Below are 20,917 nucleotides of genomic sequence, written 5' to 3'. Positions count from 1 at the left end.
TGACGTTGGGCTGCAACATCACCACCCGCCGACCATAAATCTAGTCGAGTCTACGACGGGCGGCGTGCTGATTTACACGGTGTGCGCGGACCAATTTCACTAAAAGTGCTGGTCAAAGCCTTACCTAAGTAAGGATAGCCTTCGCGAAGCGAGTTAGGTTAGACTTGCCTACATGCGCGCCGTTTTGACTGTGCCCTGTGCGGAGCACCGGATCAGCGGGGTCCGCTGATGTACGTGTGCCTGTGCGAAGGAGTCACCAGCCAGACCGTTTCCGAGGCTGTTGCCGAAGGCGCGTCGACGTCCAAAGAGGTTGCCACGAAGTGTGGCGCGGGTCTGGACTGCGGGCGGTGCAGGCGCACCGTCCGGGCCATCATCGAGGCCGCCGCCCAGTTGCAACCTACCGGCAGCTGATCATCCCCGCTTGGCGGTGAAGTCCGCCAGCGCCGCCGCATTCGCCTGTCCCCCCAAAAGCTCCGCGAAATGTGCATTTTCGCGTTCGGTTGCCGCCGCGATATCCGGTCGTATCGGTTCGACGATGGACTGCTTGACCGCGATCAGGCTCGGAATCGACCGGGCGGCAAGAATCTCGGCGTGCTTGCGGGCCTCGTCGAGCAGGTCGCCGGGTTCGCACACCTTCCACACCATGCCCATGGCCTGCGCCTCCTGCGCGCTCACCCACTCTGAGGACATCAACAGCCAGGCCGCGTTCTGCCTGCCGATCAATTGCGGCAAGAGATACGACGATGCCGCCTCGGGCGCGACGCCCAGGCTGGTGAACGGGCACTTCAACCGAGCCGTCAACGACATGAAAACCAGGTCCGCGTAGCCCAGGATGGTGGTGCCGATTCCGACGCCGACGCCGTTCACGGCGCAGATCAGCGGCTTGGGGAATCGGGTCAGGGCGTCGATCATCGCGGTGAAATATGAGCCCTGGTTGCCCATTTCGGGGTCGGAGATGCGCGCCTGCATTTCGTTGAGATCGTTGCCGGCGCTGAATGCGCGACCGGTCCCGGTCAGCAGCACGACGGCGACCTCGGGATCCGCGGCGGCCTGCTCTAGCGCGTCGGCGGTCGCTTCATAGAGCGCCTCGTTGAACGCGTTGAGCACGTCGGGCCGGTTCAGCGTGAGAGTGCGGACCCGGTTGCGGTCCTCGATCTGAAGAATCACCGAGGTCTCCTCAACTGTTGAAGGGTGTCTTGAGTACGTAGCGGCTGGTCGGCACGGTGTCGATGTTCTCGTTGGCTCCGAACGCCGATGTACTGGCGACCATCCGGGACAGTCGCTGATGCAGGTCGGCGTCGTCGGCTGCGCCGAAGAACGCCTTCAAATCGGTGACCGCTTCGATCGGGAACAGCTCTTCGACGATGCCCGCCAGCTGCGGCGCATCCGGCGTCAGCGCGCGGACGACCGCGTTCTGGGTGTAGCCGAAGGTGGACTGCGTCTCGATCGCCACGGGTGTGTGATCGTGCCAACGCTGCAGCCAGCTCGGGTAGTCCAGCCCGGTCGGCCGGCGCAGCAGCGCAATGTTGACCAAACCTGTTGTCCGGCTGCCTAATTCGAGCGGCGCGGCCAGCGGAGTCGACTCGGTGACCAGATAGGCCGCGACTCGATCGCACTCGGCCGCCAGCAGTCGCAAGGCTTGGGTGATCTGCTGCCCGTAACACTGCGGTGTCCAGATGCTCACCACAGCGGCCGCGGGTGGGTCGAGGGTTGTCAGGGTCATCAGTGACTTGCTGACGGCGCGGTCGCGGACATTGACGGTCAGCCCGGCTACACCCAATTCCAGCAGTGCCTCGGCGACGGATCCTCGCTGCCGCTCGCACCAGTCCTCGTCACGGTCGGCGGCCAGCAGGACCGCAACTACTTTCTCCACAGTCGACACCTATTCCGAACGATCCCGCGCCCAACGCGGTTGGATGAAAACGCCCTCTGCCTCGACGGTGACTCCTTCGCCGTCGGCGAGGTGGCCGATGGCGTAGGTCTTCACTCCCACGGTGCGGGTGATCATGGCCTCGGCGTGTAAGTCCCCGAGTCGGGTGGCGCGGACATAGCGGAAGCTTATGGTGCCGGTCAGGCGAGGATTGATGCCGTCGCTGGCCGCCTCCCCCAGCAGGTGATCGAGCAGCAGCGCGGCGACGCCGCCGTGGACGTGACCGGGTGGGCCCTCGTATGCGGCACCCAGGTGGAAATCGCATACCGATTTCCCGTCCACATCGCGCCGGATCTGCACCGGCGGCGCGATCGGGTTACGGATCCCGACGACGGCGTTGCCCCAGGCCATCCGCTCGCCCGTGGCGAGGTAGCGCACGCCGAAGCTTCCATGGGTCTGCTTTTGCCGCAAACGTGCTGTGGCCGAATCGATCTCGGCCTTGGCTGCAGCGACGGCGGCGGCGTCCACCTCGGTCCTGACCGTCGCGTCGATCAAGTCCCGAACCGACTCGGTCAGCGGCTGGTAGACCGCCCGCAGCCGCTCGACCTCCTCGGCACTGATGTTGTCCAGGGTGAAGTCCAGCATCAGGCGAAACTAGAACACGTTCACTTCGGCCGGCGTGGTGGGGTACGTGTGGCTACTTCACCGGGCGTACCTGCTGGTCGTCGGCCAGCAGCTCGCCGATCAAACCCGCGAGCTGTCGATACGGTCCTTCACGTCCGCTGGACGAGCGGAACGCCAGTCCGATTCGACGGCTGGGCCGGGGTGTGGCGAAGTGGGCCAGGCCCAGGCGGCTGCGCACGCTCTCGACAGCGACTGCGCTCTGCGGAATCAGCGTCACGCCCAGTCCGCCGGCGACGCACTGCACGGCAGTCGCCAGCGACGCGGCCCGGGTGTTGGTCAGCTCGGCGTGCACACCCGCCGTGCGGCAGACGTCCAGCGCCTGATCCCGCAGGCAGTGTCCCTCGTCGAGCAGCAGCAACGGTAGCTCGGCCAGCACGGCCGGCGACACCCGTCGCTTCCCGGACAACGGATGGCCCGGTGGCAGCGCCAGCACGAAATCCTCGTCGTAGATCGGGATCTCGGTGATGCCGCCGGCCTCGGCCGGCACGGCGATCAGCGCCGCGTCCACCGACCCCTCGCGCAGCCCGGTCAGCAGTCGTTCGGTTTGATCCTCGATCACCCGCAACGTCAGCCCGGGAAGTCGATCGGCCAGCCCCGCGAGCAGTGTTGGCAGGACGTAGGGTGCCACGGTCGGAATCAGGCCCAGCCGGATGGTGCCCTGCAGTGGATCGGCCGACCCCGCCGCCGCCGCGGTGAAGGCCGTTGTCGCCTCGATCACCGCCTGGGCCTGTGGCAGCAGCGCGGTACCTTCGATTGTCAGGAAAACCCGACGCGTGGAACGCTCGACCAGTTGCACTCCGAGGCCGGTCTCCAGGGCCGAGAGCGCCTGCGAGAGCGTCGACTGACTGACACCGAGAGTTGTTGCAGCACTGCCGAAGTGGTGCTTCTCGGCCACTGCGGCGAAGGCCCTCAGACCAGCGATCGTCGGTTGATAACTCTTATCGGTCATACCTATCAGTGTAGTGGGAAAGATCACCTTTCATTCAAAGTGTGGTTCCGGCAGGATGGAGTCAGCTGAATTCTTGACTAAATCCAATTTGAGTGGAGGAGCGACATGGCACTGCTGACTATCGGCGACCAGTTCCCGACCTACCGGCTGACGGCGCTGATCGGTGGAGACCTGTCCAAGGTCGACGCGCAACAGCCCGAGGACTACTTCACCACGATCTCCAGCGGTGACTTCGATGGCAAGTGGCGGGTGGTCTTCTTCTGGCCGAAGGACTTCACCTTCGTCTGCCCGACCGAAATCGCCGCCTTCGGCAAGCTGAATGACGAGTTCATCGATCGTGACACCCAGGTGCTTGGCGTCTCGGTGGACAGCGAGTTCGTGCACTTTCAGTGGCGTGCCCAGCACGAGGACCTGAAAAAGCTTCCGTTCCCAATGCTTTCGGACCTCAAGCGCGAACTGGTCGAGGCCACCGGCGCGCTCAACGCCGACGGTGTTGCCGACCGCGTCACCTACATCGTCGACCCCAACAACGAAGTCCAATTCGTCTCGGTGACCGCCGGTTCGGTGGGCCGCAACGTCGACGAGGTGCTGCGCGTGCTCGACGCCCTGCAGTCGGACGAGCTGTGCGCGTGCAACTGGAAGAAGGGGGACCCGACCCTGGACGCCGGCGAACTGCTCAAGGCCTCGGCCTGATGAGTGTCGACAATCTGAAAGAGGCGCTGCCCGAATACGCCAAGGATCTCAAGCTCAACCTCGGCTCTATCAGCCGCACCACCGCGCTGAACGCCGAGCAGTTGTGGGGTACCTTGCTGGCTAGCGCCGCGGCCTCGCGAAACACCCAGGTGCTGGCTGAGATTGGTGCCGAAGCAGCCGACGAGCTGTCCGCCGAGGCGTACCAGGCAGCACTGGGGGCCGCGTCGATCATGGGAATGAACAACGTGTTCTATCGGGGCCGTGGCTTCCTGGACGGCAAGTACGACGATCTGCGCCCGGGGTTGCGAATGAATATCATCGGCAACCCCGGCGTGGACAAAGCAACTTTCGAATTGTGGTCGTTCGCGGTGTCCTCGATCAACGGCTGCGGTCATTGCATGACTGCTCACGAGCACGCCTTGCGCGAGGCCGGCGTCGATCGCGTAGTGATCCTGGAGGCGCTCAAGGCGGCGGCGATCATCACCGGTGTCGCCCAGGCGATCACTACCGCCCAAACGTTGGCTACCGCCGGATAGCCTCGCCCGTACACTTCGGGCTTGTGATCGTCACTGAGGTGGAGGCCAGGTGCCGGCGGTGAGCGAACCCCCTTGGGTCGAGCATGTGATCTGGTGGCATGTCTACCCGTTGGGCTTTGTGGGTGCTTTCCCGGCAGAACCCGCGCCGCAGCCACACGATCACCGGCTACGGCGCATCGCCGAGTGGTTCGACCACGCGATTGCGCTGGGTGCCTCTGGAATCGCGCTCGGGCCGATCTTTGCTTCACGCACCCACGGGTATGACACCACCGACCACTACCGCATCGATCCGCGACTCGGCGACAACGACGACTTCGACTATCTGATCGCCGAAGCGCGTCAACGTGGCTTGCGGGTGCTGCTCGACGGCGTGTTCAACCACGTCGGCACCGACTTCCCGCGCTACCGCGAAGCCGCACACGACGAGGCGGCCGCGCGCTGGTTCCGAGGCCGGCCGCCCAAGTTCCACACCTTTGAAGGCCATGATGGCCTGCTCGCGCTGAACCATGACAACCCGGAGGTCGCCGATTACACCGCCGGTGTGATGGCGCACTGGCTGCAGCGCGGAGCGGACGGCTGGCGATTGGACGCCGCTTACGCTGTGCCGCAGGCTTTCTGGACGTCCGTTCTGCCGAAGGTTCGTCAGGAGCATCCGGATGCATGGTTTGTCGGCGAGCTGATTCACGGTGACTACGCGGCGGTGGTCCGCGGGACCGGGTTCGACTCGGCCACCCAGTACGAGCTGTGGAAAGCGATCTGGAGCGGGCTCAACGACGGTAACTTCTTCGAGCTGGATCATGCGTTGCACCGTCACACCGAGTTCGTCAAAAGCTTTGCGCCGCTGACCTTCATCGGCAACCACGACGTCACCCGCATCGCCAGCCAACTCGAGCGCCCGGAACATCTCGCTCACGCCCTGGTCATCCTCATGACGGTGGGCGGTGTTCCCAGCATCTATGCCGGCGACGAGCTCGACTACCGCGGTCTCAAGGAGGAACGGTTCGGCGGTGACGACGCGGTGCGTCCGGAATTCGGTTCTCCCCCAGCTCAACTCGATGCGCACGGTGTCGAGATATGGTCCCTGCACCAATACCTGATCGGCCTGCGCCGACGGCATCCGTGGCTGTACGCCGCGTCGACTTCTGCGCTGCAGCTGGACAACCGGCAGTACGTGTACCAGACCCGGCACGGCGACGAGACGTTGATCGTGGCACTCAACATCGACGAGACTCCCCTGCGCGTTCGGCTGAAACTCGGCCCGGCGGCGATCATCGCCGGCAGCGGAGCCCCGCCGCTCGAAGTGGTCGAGACGGTGGCGGTCGAGCCGCTCGGCTGGCGGATCCTGCGCCCGGTCTAACCCAGACGCTGCAGCGTCAGCGGGTCTTCCTCGCCGACGTAGTAGCGGGCCAGCAGTTGGACGAACTCGCCGTTGTCGAGCGTGGCATGGGCGAACAACGTCATCGAGGAGCGGACTTTCATGTCGTCGGGTGACCCGAAGATCTCGCCGATCGAGCGGTTCTGCACGGCGTTGACCAGCCGGGTGCACTCGCGCAGCCGTGGACCCAGCACCTCGTGGCGAAGATAGGCCCGCGCCTCATCGAGCGACGAGATCGCATACCGGGCCGCGGTGACGCTGCTGCCCAGGCCGGCAATCTGCGGGAAGATGAACCAGATCCAGTGGCTGCGCTTGCGGCCGGCCCGCAGCTCGTCGACGACGCCCGCATACACCCGGGCCTGCGCGCCGACGAAGCGCTGTAGATCGAAAGGGTCGCTCGCGAAATTCATATGCCCTACGGTGGCACAGTGGTCAAACGGCGGATGCCGAAAGCGCGTGACCTCGCGCCGCTGATCCGTTTTCGCAAGCCGCGGCTCGACCGCGTTCAGCGCCGGCTCGAGGACGCGCAGACCATCGGCGATCTGCGGCTCCTGGCCCGGCGCCGGACACCGCGGGCCGCCTTCGATTACACCGACGGCGCGGCTGAGGACGAGATTTCGCTCGAGCGGGCGCGACAAGCGTTCCGCGACATCGAGTTCCATCCGACCATTCTGCGTGACGTCAGTAGTGTCCGAACCGATTGGCAGGTGTTGGGTGGGCCGATCGCGCTGCCCTTCGCGATCGCTCCGACGGGCTTTACCCGGCTGATGCACACCGACGGCGAACTCGCCGGGGCCCGGGTCGCCGCCGCGGCCGGCGTCCCGTTCTCGCTGTCGACGCTGGGGACCGCCTCGATCGAGGACGTCGCAGCCGCTGCGCCGCAGGGCCGCAAGTGGTTCCAGCTGTACATGTGGCGGGACCGGGAGCGGTCGATGGCGCTGGTGAAGCGGGCCGCGGATGCGGGTTTCGACACGTTGCTGGCAACCGTCGACGTCCCGGTCTCGGGCGCGCGGCTGCGCGATGTGCGTAACGGGATGGCGATTCCGCCGGCGTTGACGCTGCGGACCGCCCTCGACGCCGCGCTGCGACCGCGGTGGTGGATCGACCTGTTGACCACCGAGCCGTTGTCTTTCGCGTCGTTGGATCGCTGGTCGGGCACCGTCGGCCAGTATCTGGACACGATGTTCGACTCCAGCCTGACCTTCGACGACCTCGCGTGGATCACATCGCACTGGCCAGGCAAGCTCGTCGTCAAGGGCATTCAGACCCTCGAGGATGCACGCGCCGTGGTGGATCTCGGCGTCGACGGAATCGTGTTGTCCAATCACGGTGGTCGCCAACTCGATCGGGCGCCGGTGCCGTTCCATCTGCTGCCGACGGTGGCGCGCGAACTGGGAGCCGATACGGAGATTTTGGTGGATACCGGCATCATGTCCGGCGCCGACATCGTCGCGGCAATCGCGCTGGGCGCGCGCACCACGTTGATCGGCCGCGCCTACCTGTACGGGCTCATGGCGGGTGGGCAAGCCGGTGTGCAGCGAGCCGTCGACATCCTGTCCGCTCAGTTGGTCCGCACCATGAAGCTGCTGGGAGTCACGTGCCTCGAGGAGTTGTCCCCTGAACACGTCACGCAGCTGCGTCGGCTGACGCCGTCCGGCTGATCGAATGTGCCACGACAGTAGTGCTTGTGGACGCGCGACATCGCGACGGCAGCTCGCTGTCACGTACCAGTTTGGGAGCTGGCCCTAAGGTGGGCCGTGGGGGCACTCGGACGCTACCGTTGCGAAGATTCTGGCTGTGACGGTCACGCCCGCCCCATGCCGAAGATCAGCGTCATTGCTGCGCTCACAAATCCGAGAATTCCGAGGACAATTCAGATATCGGCCACGACGACAAGCGTTGCGGGATTACTGGCGACCGGGTGGAGAAACCCGCGACGCGACGGTGAAGAATCGGTGAACCTTGCCGCTAGCACCAGCACGGGCCGTCATGCTCTACCGCTTCGATGATTTTCGGTGCGTCGCGCTGCGCAGCACGATGTCGACTGCCGCAGCGATCACCTCGTCGTCCGGCAGGGTGCCAAACATGATCGACGGACAGGCCACCACACCCGTGAGCATCGACAGGGCCGCTTCCAGTTCGACTCCGTCAAGGAATTCCCCGAGCATCGCGCGCATCTGCCCCTGGCCGGAGTTGTTGATCTTGTCGCGGATCTCTCGCATTTCTTCGACCGACGCCCACTGCGCCATCCCGGTCAGGATGAGGTCCAGACGCATTTCGGTGATGCCCCCGCGGAACGCCACCAGCTCGCCGATGATGTCGTCGCGCAGGTCTCCACTTCGTTGATGGTGCGGCAGTTCACCCAATGCATCCACGGCAAGCACGATCAGGTCCACCCGCGATGGCCAGTGCGTGTACAGCGTTGTCTTGGAGTAGCCGGCCAGTTCAGCGACCCGCGCGTGCGTCACGGCGTCCGAACCTTCATCGGTCAGCACTTTGAGTGCGGCGCGCGCGACATCCGCACGGGTGCGTGCCACCCGCGCGTCTTCACCGTTGCTGAGAGCTTTATCGCCCGAGCCGGGTGTCATCTGTGCACTCCACCTTTGCGCTGGTCTTGCCTGAGTAGAACCGCCCCAGAGAAGTTAGCCGATAGTGACCGATTCTATATTGGAAGATTTAGTCGCTAATGGACGTTTAGACCAGTAGTGTACCGGGAAATGGTTACCGTACGGGTCGGCCAGATGGTCGGTTCGGTCGAATAGCCACTCCACTCGAAGGAATACCATGTCTGCCATCCTTTTTGGTTCGATCAGCACGCTCGTCGACACCTCGGAGTTGCAGCGCCGTGCGTTCAATGAGGCATTCGAAGCCCACGATCTGGACTGGACGTGGTCACAGCCCGACTACGTGGCGATGCTCGAGTCCAACGGCGGTTCGCAGCGAATCGCCGACTACGCCGAGGCCCAGGGCGACGATGTCGACGCCGAGGTGGTGCATGCGACAAAATCGCAGATCTTCCAGGAACTGCTGGCAACGTCGGGCCTCAAGACGCGGCCCGGGGTCGTCGCCACCGTCAACGAGGCCAAGCGCCGCGACATCAAGCTCGGATTCGTCACCACGACCTCCCCGGAGAACGTCTCCGCGCTGTTGGAGGCATTGAGCCCGGACATCGACGCCGACACCTTCGACGTGATCGTGGATCGTGACTCCGTGGCCAACCCGAAGCCGGACGCCGCTGCTTATCTGTTCGCCCTGGAGCAGCTCGCCGAGGACGCGGACTCCGCCGTCGCCATCGAGGACAACGTCGGCGGAGTCGCCGCCGCTTCTGCCGCCGGTGTCAGATGTATCGCGTTTCCCAACGAGAACACTGCCGACGGCGATTTCGCGGCCGCCGAAGACACCGTCGAATCTCTCGACGCCGAACAGCTGGCAGGTCTCGTCGCATGAGCGCGGGCCGCACGGCCGACCGGAACGCCCCACATTCCTCGCAGTAAGGACATCGTCATGAGTGATATGCAAGCCCGAGTCATCAACAGTCCCAGAGCCTTTCACGTGGAAGGCTATGAAAAGATCGAATACGACCTGGTATACGTCGACGGCGTCTTCGGCCCGGACAGCCTTGAATTGGCCGAAACGTATCGCTCGTACGGCCGAGCCCTGATGGTGATCGATGAAACGGTCTACGAGCTGTACGGCAACGAGATTCACGCGTACTTCGAGGGCCACGGTATCGAACTCACGGTGATGCCGGTTCAAATCCGGGAAACCGCCAAGTCGCTGGAGACCTTCGAGAGAATTGTCGGCAGGTTCAACGACTACGGGCTGGTCCGCACCGAGCCGGTACTGGTCGTCGGCGGCGGATTGACCACCGATGTCGCGGGATTCGCGTGTGCAAGCTATCGACGGAACACCCCCTACATCCGGATTCCGACGACGCTGATCGGCCTCATCGACGCCAGCGTGTCGATCAAGGTCGCCGTCAACCACGGCAAGCACAAGAATCGTCTGGGCGCCTACCACGCGTCGCAGAAGGTGCTGCTGGACTTCTCTTTCCTCAAAACCTTGCCGGAAGACCAGGTCCGCAATGGCATGGCCGAGCTGATCAAGATCTCGGTGGTCGGCAACACTGAAATCTTCCAGCTGCTCGAGGAGCACGGCGTCGACCTGCTGCAGACCCGGTTCGGGCATCTGAACGGGACACCGGAATTGCGTTCTGCCGGTGAACGTCTCACCCACCAGGCCATTGCTACAATGCTCGAGCTCGAAGTGCCGAATCTGCATGAGATCGACCTCGACCGGGTGATCGCTTTCGGGCACACCTGGAGTCCGACGCTGGAGCTCAGTCCGCCCGATCCGTTCTTCCACGGACACGCGATCAACATCGACATGGCACTGTCCACGACGCTGGCCGAACAACGCGGGCTCGTGTCGGTCGACGAGCGCGATCGGGTGCTCGGATTGATGAGCGACCTGGGTCTCGCGCTGGACAGCGAGCACCTGACACCTGAATTGCTCGGCGAAGCCACCACAGCGATCTTGAGGACTCGCGATGGCATTCTGCGGGCGGCGGTCCCGGCGCCGATCGGCGAATGTCTGTTCCTCAACGACGTAACCGTGGACGAACTCGCCGAAACTTTGGTGCTGCACCGGAAAATCTGCCTGGGCTACCCGCGGGGCGGAGACGGCATCGACATGTTCACCTCGACGACGTACGGCAGTTGCCATGCATGACGTTGTGCCACTGCGCTCTATTTCGGTGACCTCGGCGCCGCGTGCCCGCGTCGCCGGACTTGGTGCGGCGGTGTCTACGTCGAGCGACCGGCGAGCCGCCACCACGGTCCGGACGCTCGCCACGCTCGTCGGTCTGCTGATCACGTTGCCGATCGACGCGCTCGTGGTCGGTGTCGCGCTGATCGGCCGCGTGCGGACTTCGGCGCCGGCTTCGCCTAGCAGTTCCTCCCGGACCGTGCTGATCACCGGCGGCAAGATGACCAAGGCGCTTCAACTCGCCCGATCCTTTCACCGCGCGGGCCACCGAGTGATCCTGACCGAGACCGCTAAATATCGGCTGACCGGTCACCGGTTCTCACGGGCAGTCGATGCCTTCTACTGCGTCCCCGAGCCGACCGCCCCCGATTACGACTCCGCGCTGTACGACATCGTCCGCTACGAAGCGGTGGACAACGTCATTCCGGTGTCAAGTCCGGCCGCCAGTATTTACGATGCCCGGGCACGCTACACACTGGACAGCATCTGCGAAGTCATGCACGCCACCGAGGACGTCGTAGGCATGTTGGACGACAAAGCGGAATTCTCAAAAGTTGCGGTCGCTCTTGGTCTTCGGGTTCCGAGCTGGGTGCGCATCACCGATCGGCAGCAAATTCTGAACTTCAATTTTCCCCCCGGACGCAACTACGTGCTGAAGCAGATCGCGTACAACCCCGTCGGCCGGTTGGATCCGCCGAGACTGTCGAGACGAACGCCGCAGCGCAACGCGGCACTGGCCCATTGGCTGCCGATCTCGCGGGAAAACCCTTGGATACTGCAGGAGTTCATCACAGGTCGTGAGTACTGCACCCATGGCACGGCGATCAACGGCCGGCTGCAGGTCCATGTCTGCTGCGAATCTTCGGCAGCCCAACTCAACTACGCGATGGTCGACAAACCGGAGATTCGTTCCTGGGTCGAGGACTTCGTCGGCGCACTGGGCGTCACCGGCCAGTTCTCGTTCGATTTCATCGAGGCCACCGACGGCAGTGTCTATGCCATCGAATGCAATCCCCGGACCCACTCGGCGATCACCACGTTTCACAACCATCCGCGGTTGGCTTCGGCGTATCTGGAGGAGGGGCATCCGGTGATCACGCCGGTCGACGGTGCCCGCCCGACATACTGGATCTATCACGAGATGTGGCGTCTGCTCACCCGGCGAGACCGGCGCGCGCGGCTCAATACCATCGTGCGCGGCAAGGACGCCATCTTCGCGTGGTGGGATCCCCTGCCGTACTTCATGGTTCACCATGTCCAGATTCCGGCATTGCTGATCGACAATCTGATCCGCCGCCGGGGCTGGTTGAAGATCGATTTCAACATCGGCAAGCTCGTCGAACCGGACGGCGACTGAATGCCTTCCGCAGCGAAGCCGCTACGGCTTCTCCACTTGGTGGGCTCGGCAGTCGATGATTTCCGGGCCGACCTTTCCCGGCTCTACGCCGAGGCTTGTCTGAATGCCCTGCGCCGATCGGCGGACTACGTGATGCACATCGCCTACGTCTCGCCCGACGGATTGTGGCGATTCCCAATCGAACTCAGTGTTGATTCCATCGAAGCAGCCCCGGCCCTGACACATGCCGAGGCTGTGGATCGGATCCGGACGCTCGACGTAGACGCGATGATCCCGCAGATGTTCTGCATCCCCGGCATGACCACTTACCGGGCTCTGTTCGACGAACTCGGCATCCCCTACCTCGGCAACCCGGCCGACGTGATGGCGGTCGGCGTCGACAAACATCAGGCGCGGTCAACCGTCGCGGCCGCCGGCGTCGCCGTGCCCGAGGCGCAGGTACTCGGTCCCGGCGAACGCCCAACGCTGCCGTATCCCGTCGTGGTCAAACCGATCGACACCGACAATTCCATCGCGGTGTCCCTCGCGCGCAACCCGGACGAGTACGACACCGCTGCCGCGCTGGCGCATGGGTACGGCAACGCCGTACTGGTCGAGACCTATATCGAGCTTGGTCGAGAAGTACGCTGCGGCATCATCGTTCGCGACGGCGAACTGGTCTGCCTGCCGCTCGAAGAATATGCGATGGATCCGTGGAGTAAACCCATTCGCACCTGCGAGGACAAACTCGCGCGAAACGACAGCGGCGACTTGTACCTCGTCGCGAAGGACCGCTCGAGAGCGTGGATTGTCGTCGACGACGACCTTCTCACTAAGCGGGTGTGGGAGGCGGCACGACGCTGTCACATCGCGCTGGGCTGCCGGCACTACAGCCTGTTCGACTTCCGTATCGACCCGTACGGCCAACCCTGGTTTCTGGAAGCCGGCCTCTATTGCTCGTATGCGCCCGGCAGCGTGATTGCGGTGATGGCGTCCGCGGTCGGAATCGGATTGCGTCAACTGTTCGAGATCGGGGTCGGTGAATTGACTCGTGAAGGCGCGCAGTGCTTGACGTCACTGCGATGACGCCCGTCGGCGCCACGCTGACCGGACTTCGCGTAGACACTCTCGACGCCAGTACCGCCGCGACAATGCGCTGCCTGCTCGGCGAGCACGGCGTCGTCGTGCTGCCCGGCCAGCGCACCGACGACGCGAGCTTTCTCCGCTTTCTCCGAAGTATCGGTCCGACGATGTTCACCGTCGGAGAAACCCCGGTTCCCGGACAGCCGGACCTCAATGTGGTCAGCAATATAGGCCGGACCCGTCCGCCGCGATCGAGCTTCCACACCGATACCAGCTACGTGCGCCGACCGCCGGCCTTCACCGCTCTACGGGCCGTGGTCGTGCCGGACCGAGGTGGTCAGACATTGTTCACCGACCAATACGCCGCGTACGAGACACTGCCGGCCGACATCCGGCGCGAGGTGCATGGCCGCTGCATCACGCACGTGATGACAGGCCTGGAACTCGGGTCGGATGCGGAGACATCGGCTGCGCACCCGATCGTCAACGTCCATCCGACCTCTGGCCGCACCTATCTCTACCTGTCGACTCCGCAGCGCTGCGCCCACATCAGCGGGATGTCGCCGGCACGGGCCGCGGGGATGGTCGAATTCCTGTTCTCGCACTCCACCCGCGTCGACAACATCTACCGGCACACCTGGGCACCCGGTGATGTGGTGATCTGGGACAACCGTTGCGTCCTGCACCGCGCCGACCATGCGGGCGTGCTCGGCGATCGTGTGATGCACCGCGGCATGGTCGCCGACAGCAGCAGGGAACAAATCGAAGACTGACCAGGTTGAGCGCATCAGGCTTAACTTTGGAGGAATGATGGCTGAAGCCAAATCAGTGCCGGTTCTGTTCGTCAGCGACCCGGTGGTGCTACCCGGAATGGTCGTCCCGATCGCGCTGGACGACGCTGCTCGCGCCGCCGTGGAAGCTGCGCGAGCCACCGAATCGGGCACATTGCTGATCGCCCCCCGGCTCGACGACCGGTACCCGTCCTACGGCGTTCTGGCGACGATCGTTCAGGTCGGCCGGATCCCCGGCGGTGGCACCGCCGCAGTCGTGCGCGGTGAGCGCCGCGCCCACATCGGCGCAGGTGCGAGCGGACCGGGTGCTGCGCTGTGGGTCGAGGTGACCGAGGTGACCAATCCCGAACCGGCGGACGAAACCCGCAATCTCGCAACCGAATACAAGAAGCTTTTGCTGGCGATGCTGCAGCGCCGTGAGGCCTGGGAGCTTGTCGACGTGGTCAACAAGCTGACCGATCCGTCGGCCCTGGCCGACATGGCCGGTTACGCGTCCTATTTGACCGACGTGCAGAAGCGTCAGCTGCTGGAGACCGAAGACGTCTCCGAGCGTCTGCAAGCGCTGATCGACTGGACCGGCGATCATCTGGCCGAAGTCGAGGTCAACGACAAGATCGCCGAAGATGTCCGCGAGGGCATGGAAAAGCAGCAGAAGGAATTCCTGCTGCGCCAGCAGCTGAACGCGATCCGTAAAGAGCTCGGTGAGGGCGAGCCCGAAGGTTCCGATGACTACCGGGCCCGGGTCGAAGCCGCCGACCTGCCGGACAAGGTTCGTGAGGCGGCGCTGCGCGAGGTCGGCAAGCTGGAACGCTCCAGCGAGCAGAGCCCCGAGGGCGGCTGGATCCGCACCTGGTTGGACACCGTGCTGGATCTGCCGTGGAACACCCGCACCGAGGACTCGACAAATCTGACGCTCGCACGAGAAGTTCTAGACGCCGACCACCACGGATTGGACGACGTGAAGGACCGCATCGTCGAGTACTTGGCGGTGCGAGCCCGTCGTGCCCAACGGGGACTCGAGGTCGTCGGCGGACGCGGCTCCGGTGCGGTGATGGTACTGGCCGGGCCGCCCGGGGTCGGCAAGACCTCGCTGGGCGAGAGCGTCGCCCGCGCTCTGGGGCGCAAGTTCGTCCGCGTCGCTCTCGGTGGCGTGCGCGACGAGGCCGAGATCCGCGGACACCGTCGCACTTATGTCGGTGCGCTGCCCGGCCGGATCGTGCGTGCGATCGGCGAGGCGGAATCGATGAATCCCGTTGTGCTGCTGGATGAAATCGACAAGGTCGGCTCGGATTTCCGCGGCGACCCGAGTGCGGCGCTGCTCGAGGTCCTCGACCCGGCGCAGAACCACACTTTCCGTGACCACTACCTGGACCTGGATCTGGACCTGTCCGATGTGGTCTTCCTGGCGACTGCCAACGTGATCGAGAACATCCCGTCGGCGCTGCTGGACCGGATGGAGCTGGTGCAGATCGACGGCTACACCGAGGACGACAAGGTCGCCATCGCGCGTGACTTCTTGCTTCCTCGCCAACGTGACCGCGCCGGTCTGACCGACGACGAGGTCAGCGTGACCGAGGCTGCGTTGCGCAAGATCGCCGCCGACTACACCCGAGAGCCGGGCATGCGGCAGTTCGAACGACTGCTGGCCAAGGCGCTTCGCAAGGTCACCACCAAGATCGCTGACCACGCGGTGACGATCGACGAGCCCGACCTGGTCGACTACCTGGGCCGACCGCGGTTCACCCCCGAGTCGGCGGAGCGCACGGCGGTGCCGGGTGTGGCGACCGGCCTGGCGGTGACCGGGCTGGGTGGCGATGTGCTCTACATCGAGGCAGGCGCCAATGATGGCGAGACCGGATTGCAGCTGACCGGGCAGCTGGGCGACGTGATGAAGGAGTCCGCGCAGATCGCGCTCTCCTATGTGCGTTCGCACGCCGAGGAATTGGGCGTCGACCCGGAGACGCTGAACCGGCGGATCCACGTGCACGTGCCTGCCGGCGCCGTCCCCAAGGACGGGCCGTCGGCCGGCGTCACCATGGTCACCGCGCTGGTGTCGATGGCTACCGGGCGACAGGTTCGCGGCGATGTCGGAATGACCGGCGAGGTGACCCTGAACGGCCGGGTCCTGCCAATTGGCGGCGTCAAGCAGAAGTTGCTGGCGGCGCAGCGGGCCGGACTCAGGACGGTGTTCATCCCGCAGCGCAACGAGCCCGACCTGGACGATGTGCCCGCCGAGGTGCTCGAGGCGTTGGACGTCAAGCCGATGACCGACGTCGCCGAGATCGTCGCGCTGGCACTGGAGCCGGCGGATACTGCGGTGGCGGCCGCCTAATTCCTGCCGCGAGCAGACAGAGAATCGCGTTGCCGAAATCGTGCGACTCTGCGTCTGCTCGGCGTTACCGTCTGCGCATGGCGTACGACAGGCACCTGGCTGACCGCATACGCGAGCTGCTGGGTCCAGCACGTGGGGTCGACGAGAAGCGGATGTTCGGCGGCCTGGCCTTCCTGATCAACGGCAACATGTCCGTGGCTGCCAGCGGCCAGGGCGGCCTACTAGTGCGGGTACCGCCGGATGAGACCGAAAAGCTATTGGCGCGCGCTCATGTCAACCCGATGGTGATGGCCGGCCGTGAAGTCCGCGGATGGATCCGGGTCGAGGCCGACGGCGTGAAAACCACACGGCAGCTGACGGACTGGGTGAGCCGAGGTGCCGACTATGCGCGCGGGCTGCCGCCCAAGTGAGGCTGACGTTTGCGAAGCCGGAGTGCGGGTACGCCGAGAACCATGGCTGGGCACAAGCTGGTGGTTCGCCGGCTGCTCGATGTCGCCGGCGAGACGTTTGCCGCCGAGGCGGGCGTCCGGTTGAGGGACAAGCCGTCGCCGCTGTTTCAGCTTCTGGTGTTGTGCATGCTGGCCAGCAAGCCGATTGACGCGACCATCGCGATGCGTGCGGGGCGCGAACTGTTCAGCAAAGGTCTCAAGACCCCGAAGGCGGTGCTAGGCGCTGACCGGCAGACCGTGATCGACGCGTTCGGCCGCGCGCACTACGCCCGCTATGACGAGAGTTCCGCGACGCGACTCACCGAGATGGCGCAACGGGTTCTCGATCAATACTCCGGTGACTTGCGTGAGATTGCGCGTCGCGGATCTGACGATGTCGGTGCAACCAAGCGAATGCTGAAGCAATTCAAGGGAATCGGAGACACCGGCGCCGACATCTACCTTCGCGAAGTCCAGGACGTCTGGACATGGGTGCGGCCCTACTTCGACAAACGCGCCACTCAGACTGCCAAGAAACTGGGACTGCCCAGCGATCCCGAAGAACTAGGCGCCCTCAGCCCGAAGACAAACGCCCGACTGGCGGCGGCGTTGGTGCGGGCATCACTCGACGACGATCTGCGCCAGCAGGCAGCGACAAACGACTAACAGGAGCGATCGTGGCTGACTCGAAAACATTTGTCATCATCGGCGGCGGACTCGGCGGAGCCAAGGCGGCCGAAGCGTTGCGCGAGAAAGGCTTCGACGGAAGAGTCGTGTTGCTCGCAGAGGAGGAGCACCTCCCCTACGAGCGGCCACCGCTGTCCAAAGAGTTTCTGGCCGGCAAGAAATCGCTCGGCGATTTCACCGTGCACGATTCAGAGTGGTACCGGCAGAACAAGATCGAACTGCGCACCAGCACCGAAGCGCTGGCGATCGATCCGACCGAGCACACTGTAACGCTCTCGGATGACACCAGCCTCCGTTACGACAAACTTCTGCTGGCCACCGGATCACGTTCGCGCTGGTTGACGATTCCAGGCGCGGACTCCACCGGAGTTCACTATCTGCGCACAGTCGACGACGCCTCGAACCTGGACACCACTCTCAAAGAGGGAACTTCGCTGGCCGTGATCGGCGCGGGGTGGATCGGACTGGAGGTCGCGGCAAGCGCCCGCCAGCGCGGCGTCGACGTCACTGTGGTCGAAACCGCCAAGGTGCCCCTGAGTGGCGCAGTCGGCGAAGACGTCGGCAAGGTCTTCGCCCAGCTGCATCGCGATCACGGGGTGGACCTTCGCCTGGAAACCGAAGTCGAAGAAGTCACCACCGAGGACGGCAAGGCCACCGGCCTCAAGCTGGGCGACGGCTCGACGATTACTGCCGATCGGGTGCTGATCGCCGTGGGTGCCCAGCCCAACATCGAACTGGCCGAGCGAGCCGGTTTGGCGATCGAAGACGGCGGCGTGCTCGTCGACGCGTCGCTGAAGACGAGCTCCCCCGACATCTACGCCATCGGTGACATCGCCGCTGCCGAACACCCGCTGTTCGAGACCCGGATCCGCACCGAACACTGGGCCACCGCGCTCAAGCAACCCGACGTCGCCGTGGCGGGCATGCTCGGTGAGTCCGGTGAATACAAAGAGCTGCCTTATTTTTTCACCGATCAGTACGACTTGGGCATGGAGTACGCCGGCCATGCGCCGGATTTTCAGCGCGTGGTGTTCCGGGGCGACGTCAAGGGCCGGGAATTCATGGCCTTCTGGCTCGATGCCGACAACCGGGTGCTGGCCGGGATGAACGTCAACATCTGGGATGTCCTCGACGACATCAAGAACATGATCCAGAAGAAAGCCCCTGTGGATCCGGAAAAGTTGGCCGACCCGCAGTTGTCGCTGGGCGACGTGCTCAGCTGACGGTGATGACATCGGGCATTCGCAGCCCCTGAAACCGCTCCCGCTCGGCGCGCCGGCGTTTGATGCGCAGCCGGGCATCGGACGGCAGTGTGACCGCCTCGTCGCAGGTCAGATAGAAGATTTCGCCGGCGACGTCGATCAGTTCACGCGCGACGTATCGAGAACCTAGCTCGCGCAACGTCATTCGAAGCTCGTGCGTGAACCGAATCGTCGTGTCGTACGCCGATTCCCGAGAAGCGCGGGCGCTGGCCGCCAACCGTTCGGGCAGCCTCTCCCCCGGCGTGGCCGGCGGCATCCGCTGTGGAAACTCGGTCGCGGCCCGTCCCGCCGCGGCCAGCAGGATTGCCGGATCGTCGTCGATCATCAGGTTGGCCAGCTCCACCTCGCCCGGGCCGCGATGCCCGATCCCACTGACCGCGGCGGCGAAGGTTGCGCCGACGGTCGGCGACTGGGCGCCGATTCCGGCGAGGTCGCCGTCGACAGCCAGCGCACACAACGGCAGATCGCCGCGGATCAGGGCTGCCAGCGACGAGGTCTTGGCGGTGAGGGCGTCACTGTGCACCAGGGTGCCCAGCCCGGTGATGGCGACGTTTACGCCGCGGCGCTCCACGGTCGCGGCGGTGACGCCACTGTCGATCAGCCACAATCCGGTCAGTGCCCAGCCCTGGTGGATTCTGTCGCGCAGTAACCGGGCGCGTGCTTGTAATTGGGCATCGGACAGCGAATTCAGTTGCGCCGCAACACGATGTTCCGCCGTCGCCGCTACGAGATAGGTCTGGGTGTCTGCCTTGAGGTGCCGCAGCAACGCCAGGGCGCGTTTGACCGCAATCGCTTTCGCGGCCGTGGATCCAAGTCTGCCGCTCTGGGGCGGGCGGCCCAGTGGAAACAGCGGGTGAGCCGGGGAATCCCCGAGTGAGGCCCGCACAACCTCGCCGAGGTCCCAGCCGGGCATCTGCTCTGCTGCGATTACGCTTGCCGAAACGCCGACGTAGGGCCGGTGACCGAACACCGCGACGGACCTGCTTGCCCACTCGGCGGTGACGACGTCGCCGAATGCCATTACCGCGCCGATCATCCGCGCGGCGGCGCGCAGGCCGGGGATCTGGACGTCGAGTGTCATGGGGGTCAACGGACCCGGCAACGTCTCGGTCAACGGGACGGCGCTGAAGACGGCAAAGCGCGGGTCGACCCGGTCGTCGAATTCCCCTTCCTGCTCGTCCGGCAAGGCCGACCGCAACGGCGCCCCGTCAGACGGCTCGATCGGCAGGACAACTTCGAAAGGCAACGGCAGATGTCCCGCTAAGGCGGCCGCGCCCGTGGCGTCGAGTTTGCGGCCAGCCAGCCCACGCCCGGTGTCGACGATGGCATCGGTTGTTGGCCAGGCGAATTCGAACCGCCACAATTCCTGTAGCGCCGCGAGGTCCAGGTCGGGTGTCAGCTGGGCCCATCCTGGCGTGCGGGTGCGCCGCGGGCGCTGCCCGGCGGCCCGCAGCATGCCGCGCGCCGCGGCGACATCGATCATGTCCGGACTCGCCAGGTCGACGACGCCGGTGCCATCGGTGGCCACGACGAGCACCAGGAACCGAACCAGATCGTCGAAATGCAACACCCGTACCCGCTCAGTCGCGGACGCACTGTGCAGCAGGCCGGCGACGGTGCGGCAGATCATCCAGTCGAGCTGGCGGCCCACCGTCGGCGCTATCCGCACGATGAGGCTCGGCGCCCAGCCGCTGGCTACCAGGGTCTCTGCCTGCGCGCAGAGCGCCGGCGCCCCGGCTGCAGCCGATACGTAAATCAATCGGGCACCGGCGCGTGCGGCAGCATGCGCCACCCGAACCAGCCCGTCGATCCCGGCGCTGCCGGGCACGCCGGGCTCGATCGGGGCGAGATGCACGACCACATCGGCGGCATCGGCCAGCCGCTGCAGGACCGGGTCGCCGAGTGATGCACCGACGAAATCGACGTCGGAGTGCAGGTTCTGGTGTGGGTGAGCGCCGATGCCGGTGACAGCGTGGTTGGCGGCAACCAATTGCCGGGCGACCGCACGACCGAGCACGCCGGTGACGCCGGTCAATAGAATCCGCACGGCCGAGCACCTCCACGGCTTCTAGTCGATTGGACGACAATAGTCGCGTGGGGCGGTTCCAGGTAGGTTTCAGTAAC

The 20,917-nt window shown here is 64.8% G+C and carries 21 protein-coding genes; 14 read left to right on the top strand and 7 right to left on the bottom strand.

What is annotated here, in order from left to right; translation table 11 throughout:
• The first annotated feature begins 228 nt into the window (after nucleotides 1-228).
• Nucleotides 229-411, top strand: a complete 183-nt coding sequence (locus ACQY5A_RS04590) for a (2Fe-2S)-binding protein (RefSeq protein ID WP_428339204.1) — start codon at nucleotides 229-231, stop codon at nucleotides 409-411.
• Here the strand turns inward: ACQY5A_RS04590 and ACQY5A_RS04585 are convergent, their stop codons facing one another.
• The 4 genes from ACQY5A_RS04585 to ACQY5A_RS04570 are packed head-to-tail and all read right to left on the bottom strand — an operon-like array spanning nucleotide 412 to nucleotide 3,503.
• A complete protein-coding gene (locus ACQY5A_RS04585) occupies nucleotides 412-1,167 on the bottom strand; it encodes an enoyl-CoA hydratase/isomerase family protein (protein WP_428339203.1) in 756 nt (251 codons plus the stop codon).
• A 10-nt stretch (nucleotides 1,168-1,177) separates the two neighbouring features.
• Nucleotides 1,178-1,873, bottom strand: coding sequence for an EthD domain-containing protein (locus ACQY5A_RS04580; protein ID WP_428339202.1), 696 nt, complete (start codon nucleotides 1,871-1,873; stop codon nucleotides 1,178-1,180).
• Nucleotides 1,874-1,882: 9 nt separating this feature from the next.
• A complete protein-coding gene (locus tag ACQY5A_RS04575; protein ID WP_428339201.1) occupies nucleotides 1,883-2,515 on the bottom strand; it encodes a PaaI family thioesterase in 633 nt (210 codons plus the stop codon).
• Nucleotides 2,516-2,567: 52 nt separating this feature from the next.
• Nucleotides 2,568-3,503 carry a hydrogen peroxide-inducible genes activator gene (locus ACQY5A_RS04570; RefSeq protein WP_428339200.1) on the bottom strand — a complete coding sequence of 312 codons (936 nt, stop codon included), beginning with the start codon at nucleotides 3,501-3,503 and terminating at the stop codon, nucleotides 2,568-2,570.
• Between the two features lie 105 nt (nucleotides 3,504-3,608).
• Between ACQY5A_RS04570 and ACQY5A_RS04565 the strand changes: the two genes are divergently transcribed.
• The 3 genes from ACQY5A_RS04565 to ACQY5A_RS04555 are packed head-to-tail and all read left to right on the top strand — an operon-like array spanning nucleotide 3,609 to nucleotide 6,089.
• The gene (locus tag ACQY5A_RS04565; RefSeq protein WP_428339199.1) at nucleotides 3,609-4,196 is read left to right on the top strand and encodes a peroxiredoxin; all 588 of its coding nucleotides are present in this window, start codon (nucleotides 3,609-3,611) and stop codon (nucleotides 4,194-4,196) included.
• Nucleotides 4,196-4,732: an alkyl hydroperoxide reductase gene (locus ACQY5A_RS04560; RefSeq protein ID WP_428339198.1), complete on the top strand. Its 537-nt coding sequence runs from the start codon at nucleotides 4,196-4,198 to the stop codon at nucleotides 4,730-4,732. Before ACQY5A_RS04565 ends, ACQY5A_RS04560 begins: the two co-directional genes overlap by 1 nt.
• A gap of 58 nt (nucleotides 4,733-4,790) precedes the next feature.
• Complete coding sequence (locus tag ACQY5A_RS04555; protein ID WP_428339197.1) at nucleotides 4,791-6,089, top strand: alpha-amylase family protein; 1,299 nt, start codon at nucleotides 4,791-4,793, stop codon at nucleotides 6,087-6,089.
• Here the strand turns inward: ACQY5A_RS04555 and ACQY5A_RS04550 are convergent.
• A complete protein-coding gene (locus ACQY5A_RS04550) occupies nucleotides 6,086-6,517 on the bottom strand; it encodes a DUF1810 domain-containing protein (protein ID WP_428339196.1) in 432 nt (143 codons plus the stop codon). The genes ACQY5A_RS04555 and ACQY5A_RS04550 overlap by 4 nt on opposite strands.
• Here ACQY5A_RS04550 and ACQY5A_RS04545 point away from each other — a divergent pair, their 5' ends adjacent.
• The gene (locus ACQY5A_RS04545) at nucleotides 6,518-7,768 is read left to right on the top strand and encodes an alpha-hydroxy acid oxidase (RefSeq protein WP_428339195.1); all 1,251 of its coding nucleotides are present in this window, start codon (nucleotides 6,518-6,520) and stop codon (nucleotides 7,766-7,768) included.
• 333 nt (nucleotides 7,769-8,101) lie between these two features.
• On the opposite strand, the gene ACQY5A_RS04540 is transcribed toward ACQY5A_RS04545, so the two are convergent.
• Nucleotides 8,102-8,695, bottom strand: coding sequence for a TetR/AcrR family transcriptional regulator (locus tag ACQY5A_RS04540; protein WP_428339194.1), 594 nt, complete (start codon nucleotides 8,693-8,695; stop codon nucleotides 8,102-8,104).
• A 196-nt stretch (nucleotides 8,696-8,891) separates the two neighbouring features.
• On the opposite strand from ACQY5A_RS04540, the gene ACQY5A_RS04535 reads away from it, so the two are divergent.
• The 9 genes from ACQY5A_RS04535 (at nucleotide 8,892) to ACQY5A_RS04495 (ending at nucleotide 18,754) form a co-directional block, all read left to right on the top strand.
• Complete coding sequence (locus ACQY5A_RS04535; RefSeq protein WP_428339193.1) at nucleotides 8,892-9,554, top strand: HAD-IA family hydrolase; 663 nt, start codon at nucleotides 8,892-8,894, stop codon at nucleotides 9,552-9,554.
• 57 nt (nucleotides 9,555-9,611) lie between these two features.
• Nucleotides 9,612-10,838 (top strand): sedoheptulose 7-phosphate cyclase, encoded by a 1,227-nt coding sequence (locus ACQY5A_RS04530; RefSeq protein WP_428339192.1) that lies wholly within the window; start codon nucleotides 9,612-9,614, stop codon nucleotides 10,836-10,838.
• Nucleotides 10,831-12,231 carry an ATP-grasp enzyme gene (locus ACQY5A_RS04525; RefSeq protein WP_428339191.1) on the top strand — a complete coding sequence of 467 codons (1,401 nt, stop codon included), beginning with the start codon at nucleotides 10,831-10,833 and terminating at the stop codon, nucleotides 12,229-12,231. Before ACQY5A_RS04530 ends, ACQY5A_RS04525 begins: the two co-directional genes overlap by 8 nt.
• Nucleotides 12,232-13,296, top strand: coding sequence for a D-alanine--D-alanine ligase family protein (locus ACQY5A_RS04520; protein WP_428339190.1), 1,065 nt, complete (start codon nucleotides 12,232-12,234; stop codon nucleotides 13,294-13,296).
• The gene (locus ACQY5A_RS04515; RefSeq protein ID WP_428339189.1) at nucleotides 13,275-14,066 is read left to right on the top strand and encodes a TauD/TfdA dioxygenase family protein; all 792 of its coding nucleotides are present in this window, start codon (nucleotides 13,275-13,277) and stop codon (nucleotides 14,064-14,066) included. Before ACQY5A_RS04520 ends, ACQY5A_RS04515 begins: the two co-directional genes overlap by 22 nt.
• 37 nt (nucleotides 14,067-14,103) lie before the next feature.
• A complete protein-coding gene (lon, locus tag ACQY5A_RS04510) occupies nucleotides 14,104-16,416 on the top strand; it encodes an endopeptidase La (RefSeq protein ID WP_428339188.1) in 2,313 nt (770 codons plus the stop codon).
• Nucleotides 16,417-16,493: 77 nt separating this feature from the next.
• Entirely contained in the window at nucleotides 16,494-16,826 is a 333-nt protein-coding gene (locus tag ACQY5A_RS04505; RefSeq protein WP_428339187.1) for a TfoX/Sxy family protein, read from the top strand.
• Nucleotides 16,827-16,868: 42 nt separating this feature from the next.
• A complete protein-coding gene (locus tag ACQY5A_RS04500; protein ID WP_428339186.1) occupies nucleotides 16,869-17,510 on the top strand; it encodes an endonuclease in 642 nt (213 codons plus the stop codon).
• A gap of 11 nt (nucleotides 17,511-17,521) precedes the next feature.
• On the top strand, nucleotides 17,522-18,754 hold the full coding sequence (locus ACQY5A_RS04495; protein WP_428339185.1) for an NAD(P)/FAD-dependent oxidoreductase: 1,233 nt from the start codon (nucleotides 17,522-17,524) through the stop codon (nucleotides 18,752-18,754).
• Here the strand turns inward: ACQY5A_RS04495 and ACQY5A_RS04490 are convergent.
• The gene (locus ACQY5A_RS04490; protein ID WP_428339184.1) at nucleotides 18,747-20,840 is read right to left on the bottom strand and encodes an NAD-dependent epimerase/dehydratase family protein; all 2,094 of its coding nucleotides are present in this window, start codon (nucleotides 20,838-20,840) and stop codon (nucleotides 18,747-18,749) included. The genes ACQY5A_RS04495 and ACQY5A_RS04490 overlap by 8 nt on opposite strands.
• Nucleotides 20,841-20,917 lie beyond the last annotated feature (77 nt).

The organism is Mycobacterium sp. (genome assembly GCF_965277065.1).
In the GTDB taxonomy this organism is placed as follows: Bacteria; Actinomycetota; Actinomycetes; order Mycobacteriales; family Mycobacteriaceae; genus Mycobacterium.
Note: the sequence above shows the minus strand (reverse complement) of the source record. Positions and strands in the feature narration are given on the sequence as shown.

Bases quoted from the DNA above. Each gene is read 5' to 3' on its own strand.
- ACQY5A_RS04590 (WP_428339204.1), top strand. From the start codon at position 229: ATGTACGTGTGCCTGTGCGAAGGAGTCACCAGCCAGACCGTTTCCGAG.
- ACQY5A_RS04575 (WP_428339201.1), bottom strand. From the start codon at position 2,515: ATGCTGGACTTCACCCTGGACAACATCAGTGCCGAGGAGGTCGAGCGG.
- ACQY5A_RS04570 (WP_428339200.1), bottom strand. From the start codon at position 3,503: ATGACCGATAAGAGTTATCAACCGACGATCGCTGGTCTGAGGGCCTTC.
- ACQY5A_RS04565 (WP_428339199.1), top strand. From the start codon at position 3,609: ATGGCACTGCTGACTATCGGCGACCAGTTCCCGACCTACCGGCTGACG.
- ACQY5A_RS04560 (WP_428339198.1), top strand. From the start codon at position 4,196: ATGAGTGTCGACAATCTGAAAGAGGCGCTGCCCGAATACGCCAAGGAT.
- ACQY5A_RS04550 (WP_428339196.1), bottom strand. From the start codon at position 6,517: ATGAATTTCGCGAGCGACCCTTTCGATCTACAGCGCTTCGTCGGCGCG.
- ACQY5A_RS04545 (WP_428339195.1), top strand. From the start codon at position 6,518: ATGCCCTACGGTGGCACAGTGGTCAAACGGCGGATGCCGAAAGCGCGT.
- ACQY5A_RS04540 (WP_428339194.1), bottom strand. From the start codon at position 8,695: ATGACACCCGGCTCGGGCGATAAAGCTCTCAGCAACGGTGAAGACGCG.
- ACQY5A_RS04535 (WP_428339193.1), top strand. From the start codon at position 8,892: ATGTCTGCCATCCTTTTTGGTTCGATCAGCACGCTCGTCGACACCTCG.
- ACQY5A_RS04530 (WP_428339192.1), top strand. From the start codon at position 9,612: ATGAGTGATATGCAAGCCCGAGTCATCAACAGTCCCAGAGCCTTTCAC.
- ACQY5A_RS04525 (WP_428339191.1), top strand. From the start codon at position 10,831: ATGCATGACGTTGTGCCACTGCGCTCTATTTCGGTGACCTCGGCGCCG.
- ACQY5A_RS04520 (WP_428339190.1), top strand. From the start codon at position 12,232: ATGCCTTCCGCAGCGAAGCCGCTACGGCTTCTCCACTTGGTGGGCTCG.
- lon (WP_428339188.1), top strand. From the start codon at position 14,104: ATGGCTGAAGCCAAATCAGTGCCGGTTCTGTTCGTCAGCGACCCGGTG.
- ACQY5A_RS04505 (WP_428339187.1), top strand. From the start codon at position 16,494: ATGGCGTACGACAGGCACCTGGCTGACCGCATACGCGAGCTGCTGGGT.
- ACQY5A_RS04500 (WP_428339186.1), top strand. From the start codon at position 16,869: ATGGCTGGGCACAAGCTGGTGGTTCGCCGGCTGCTCGATGTCGCCGGC.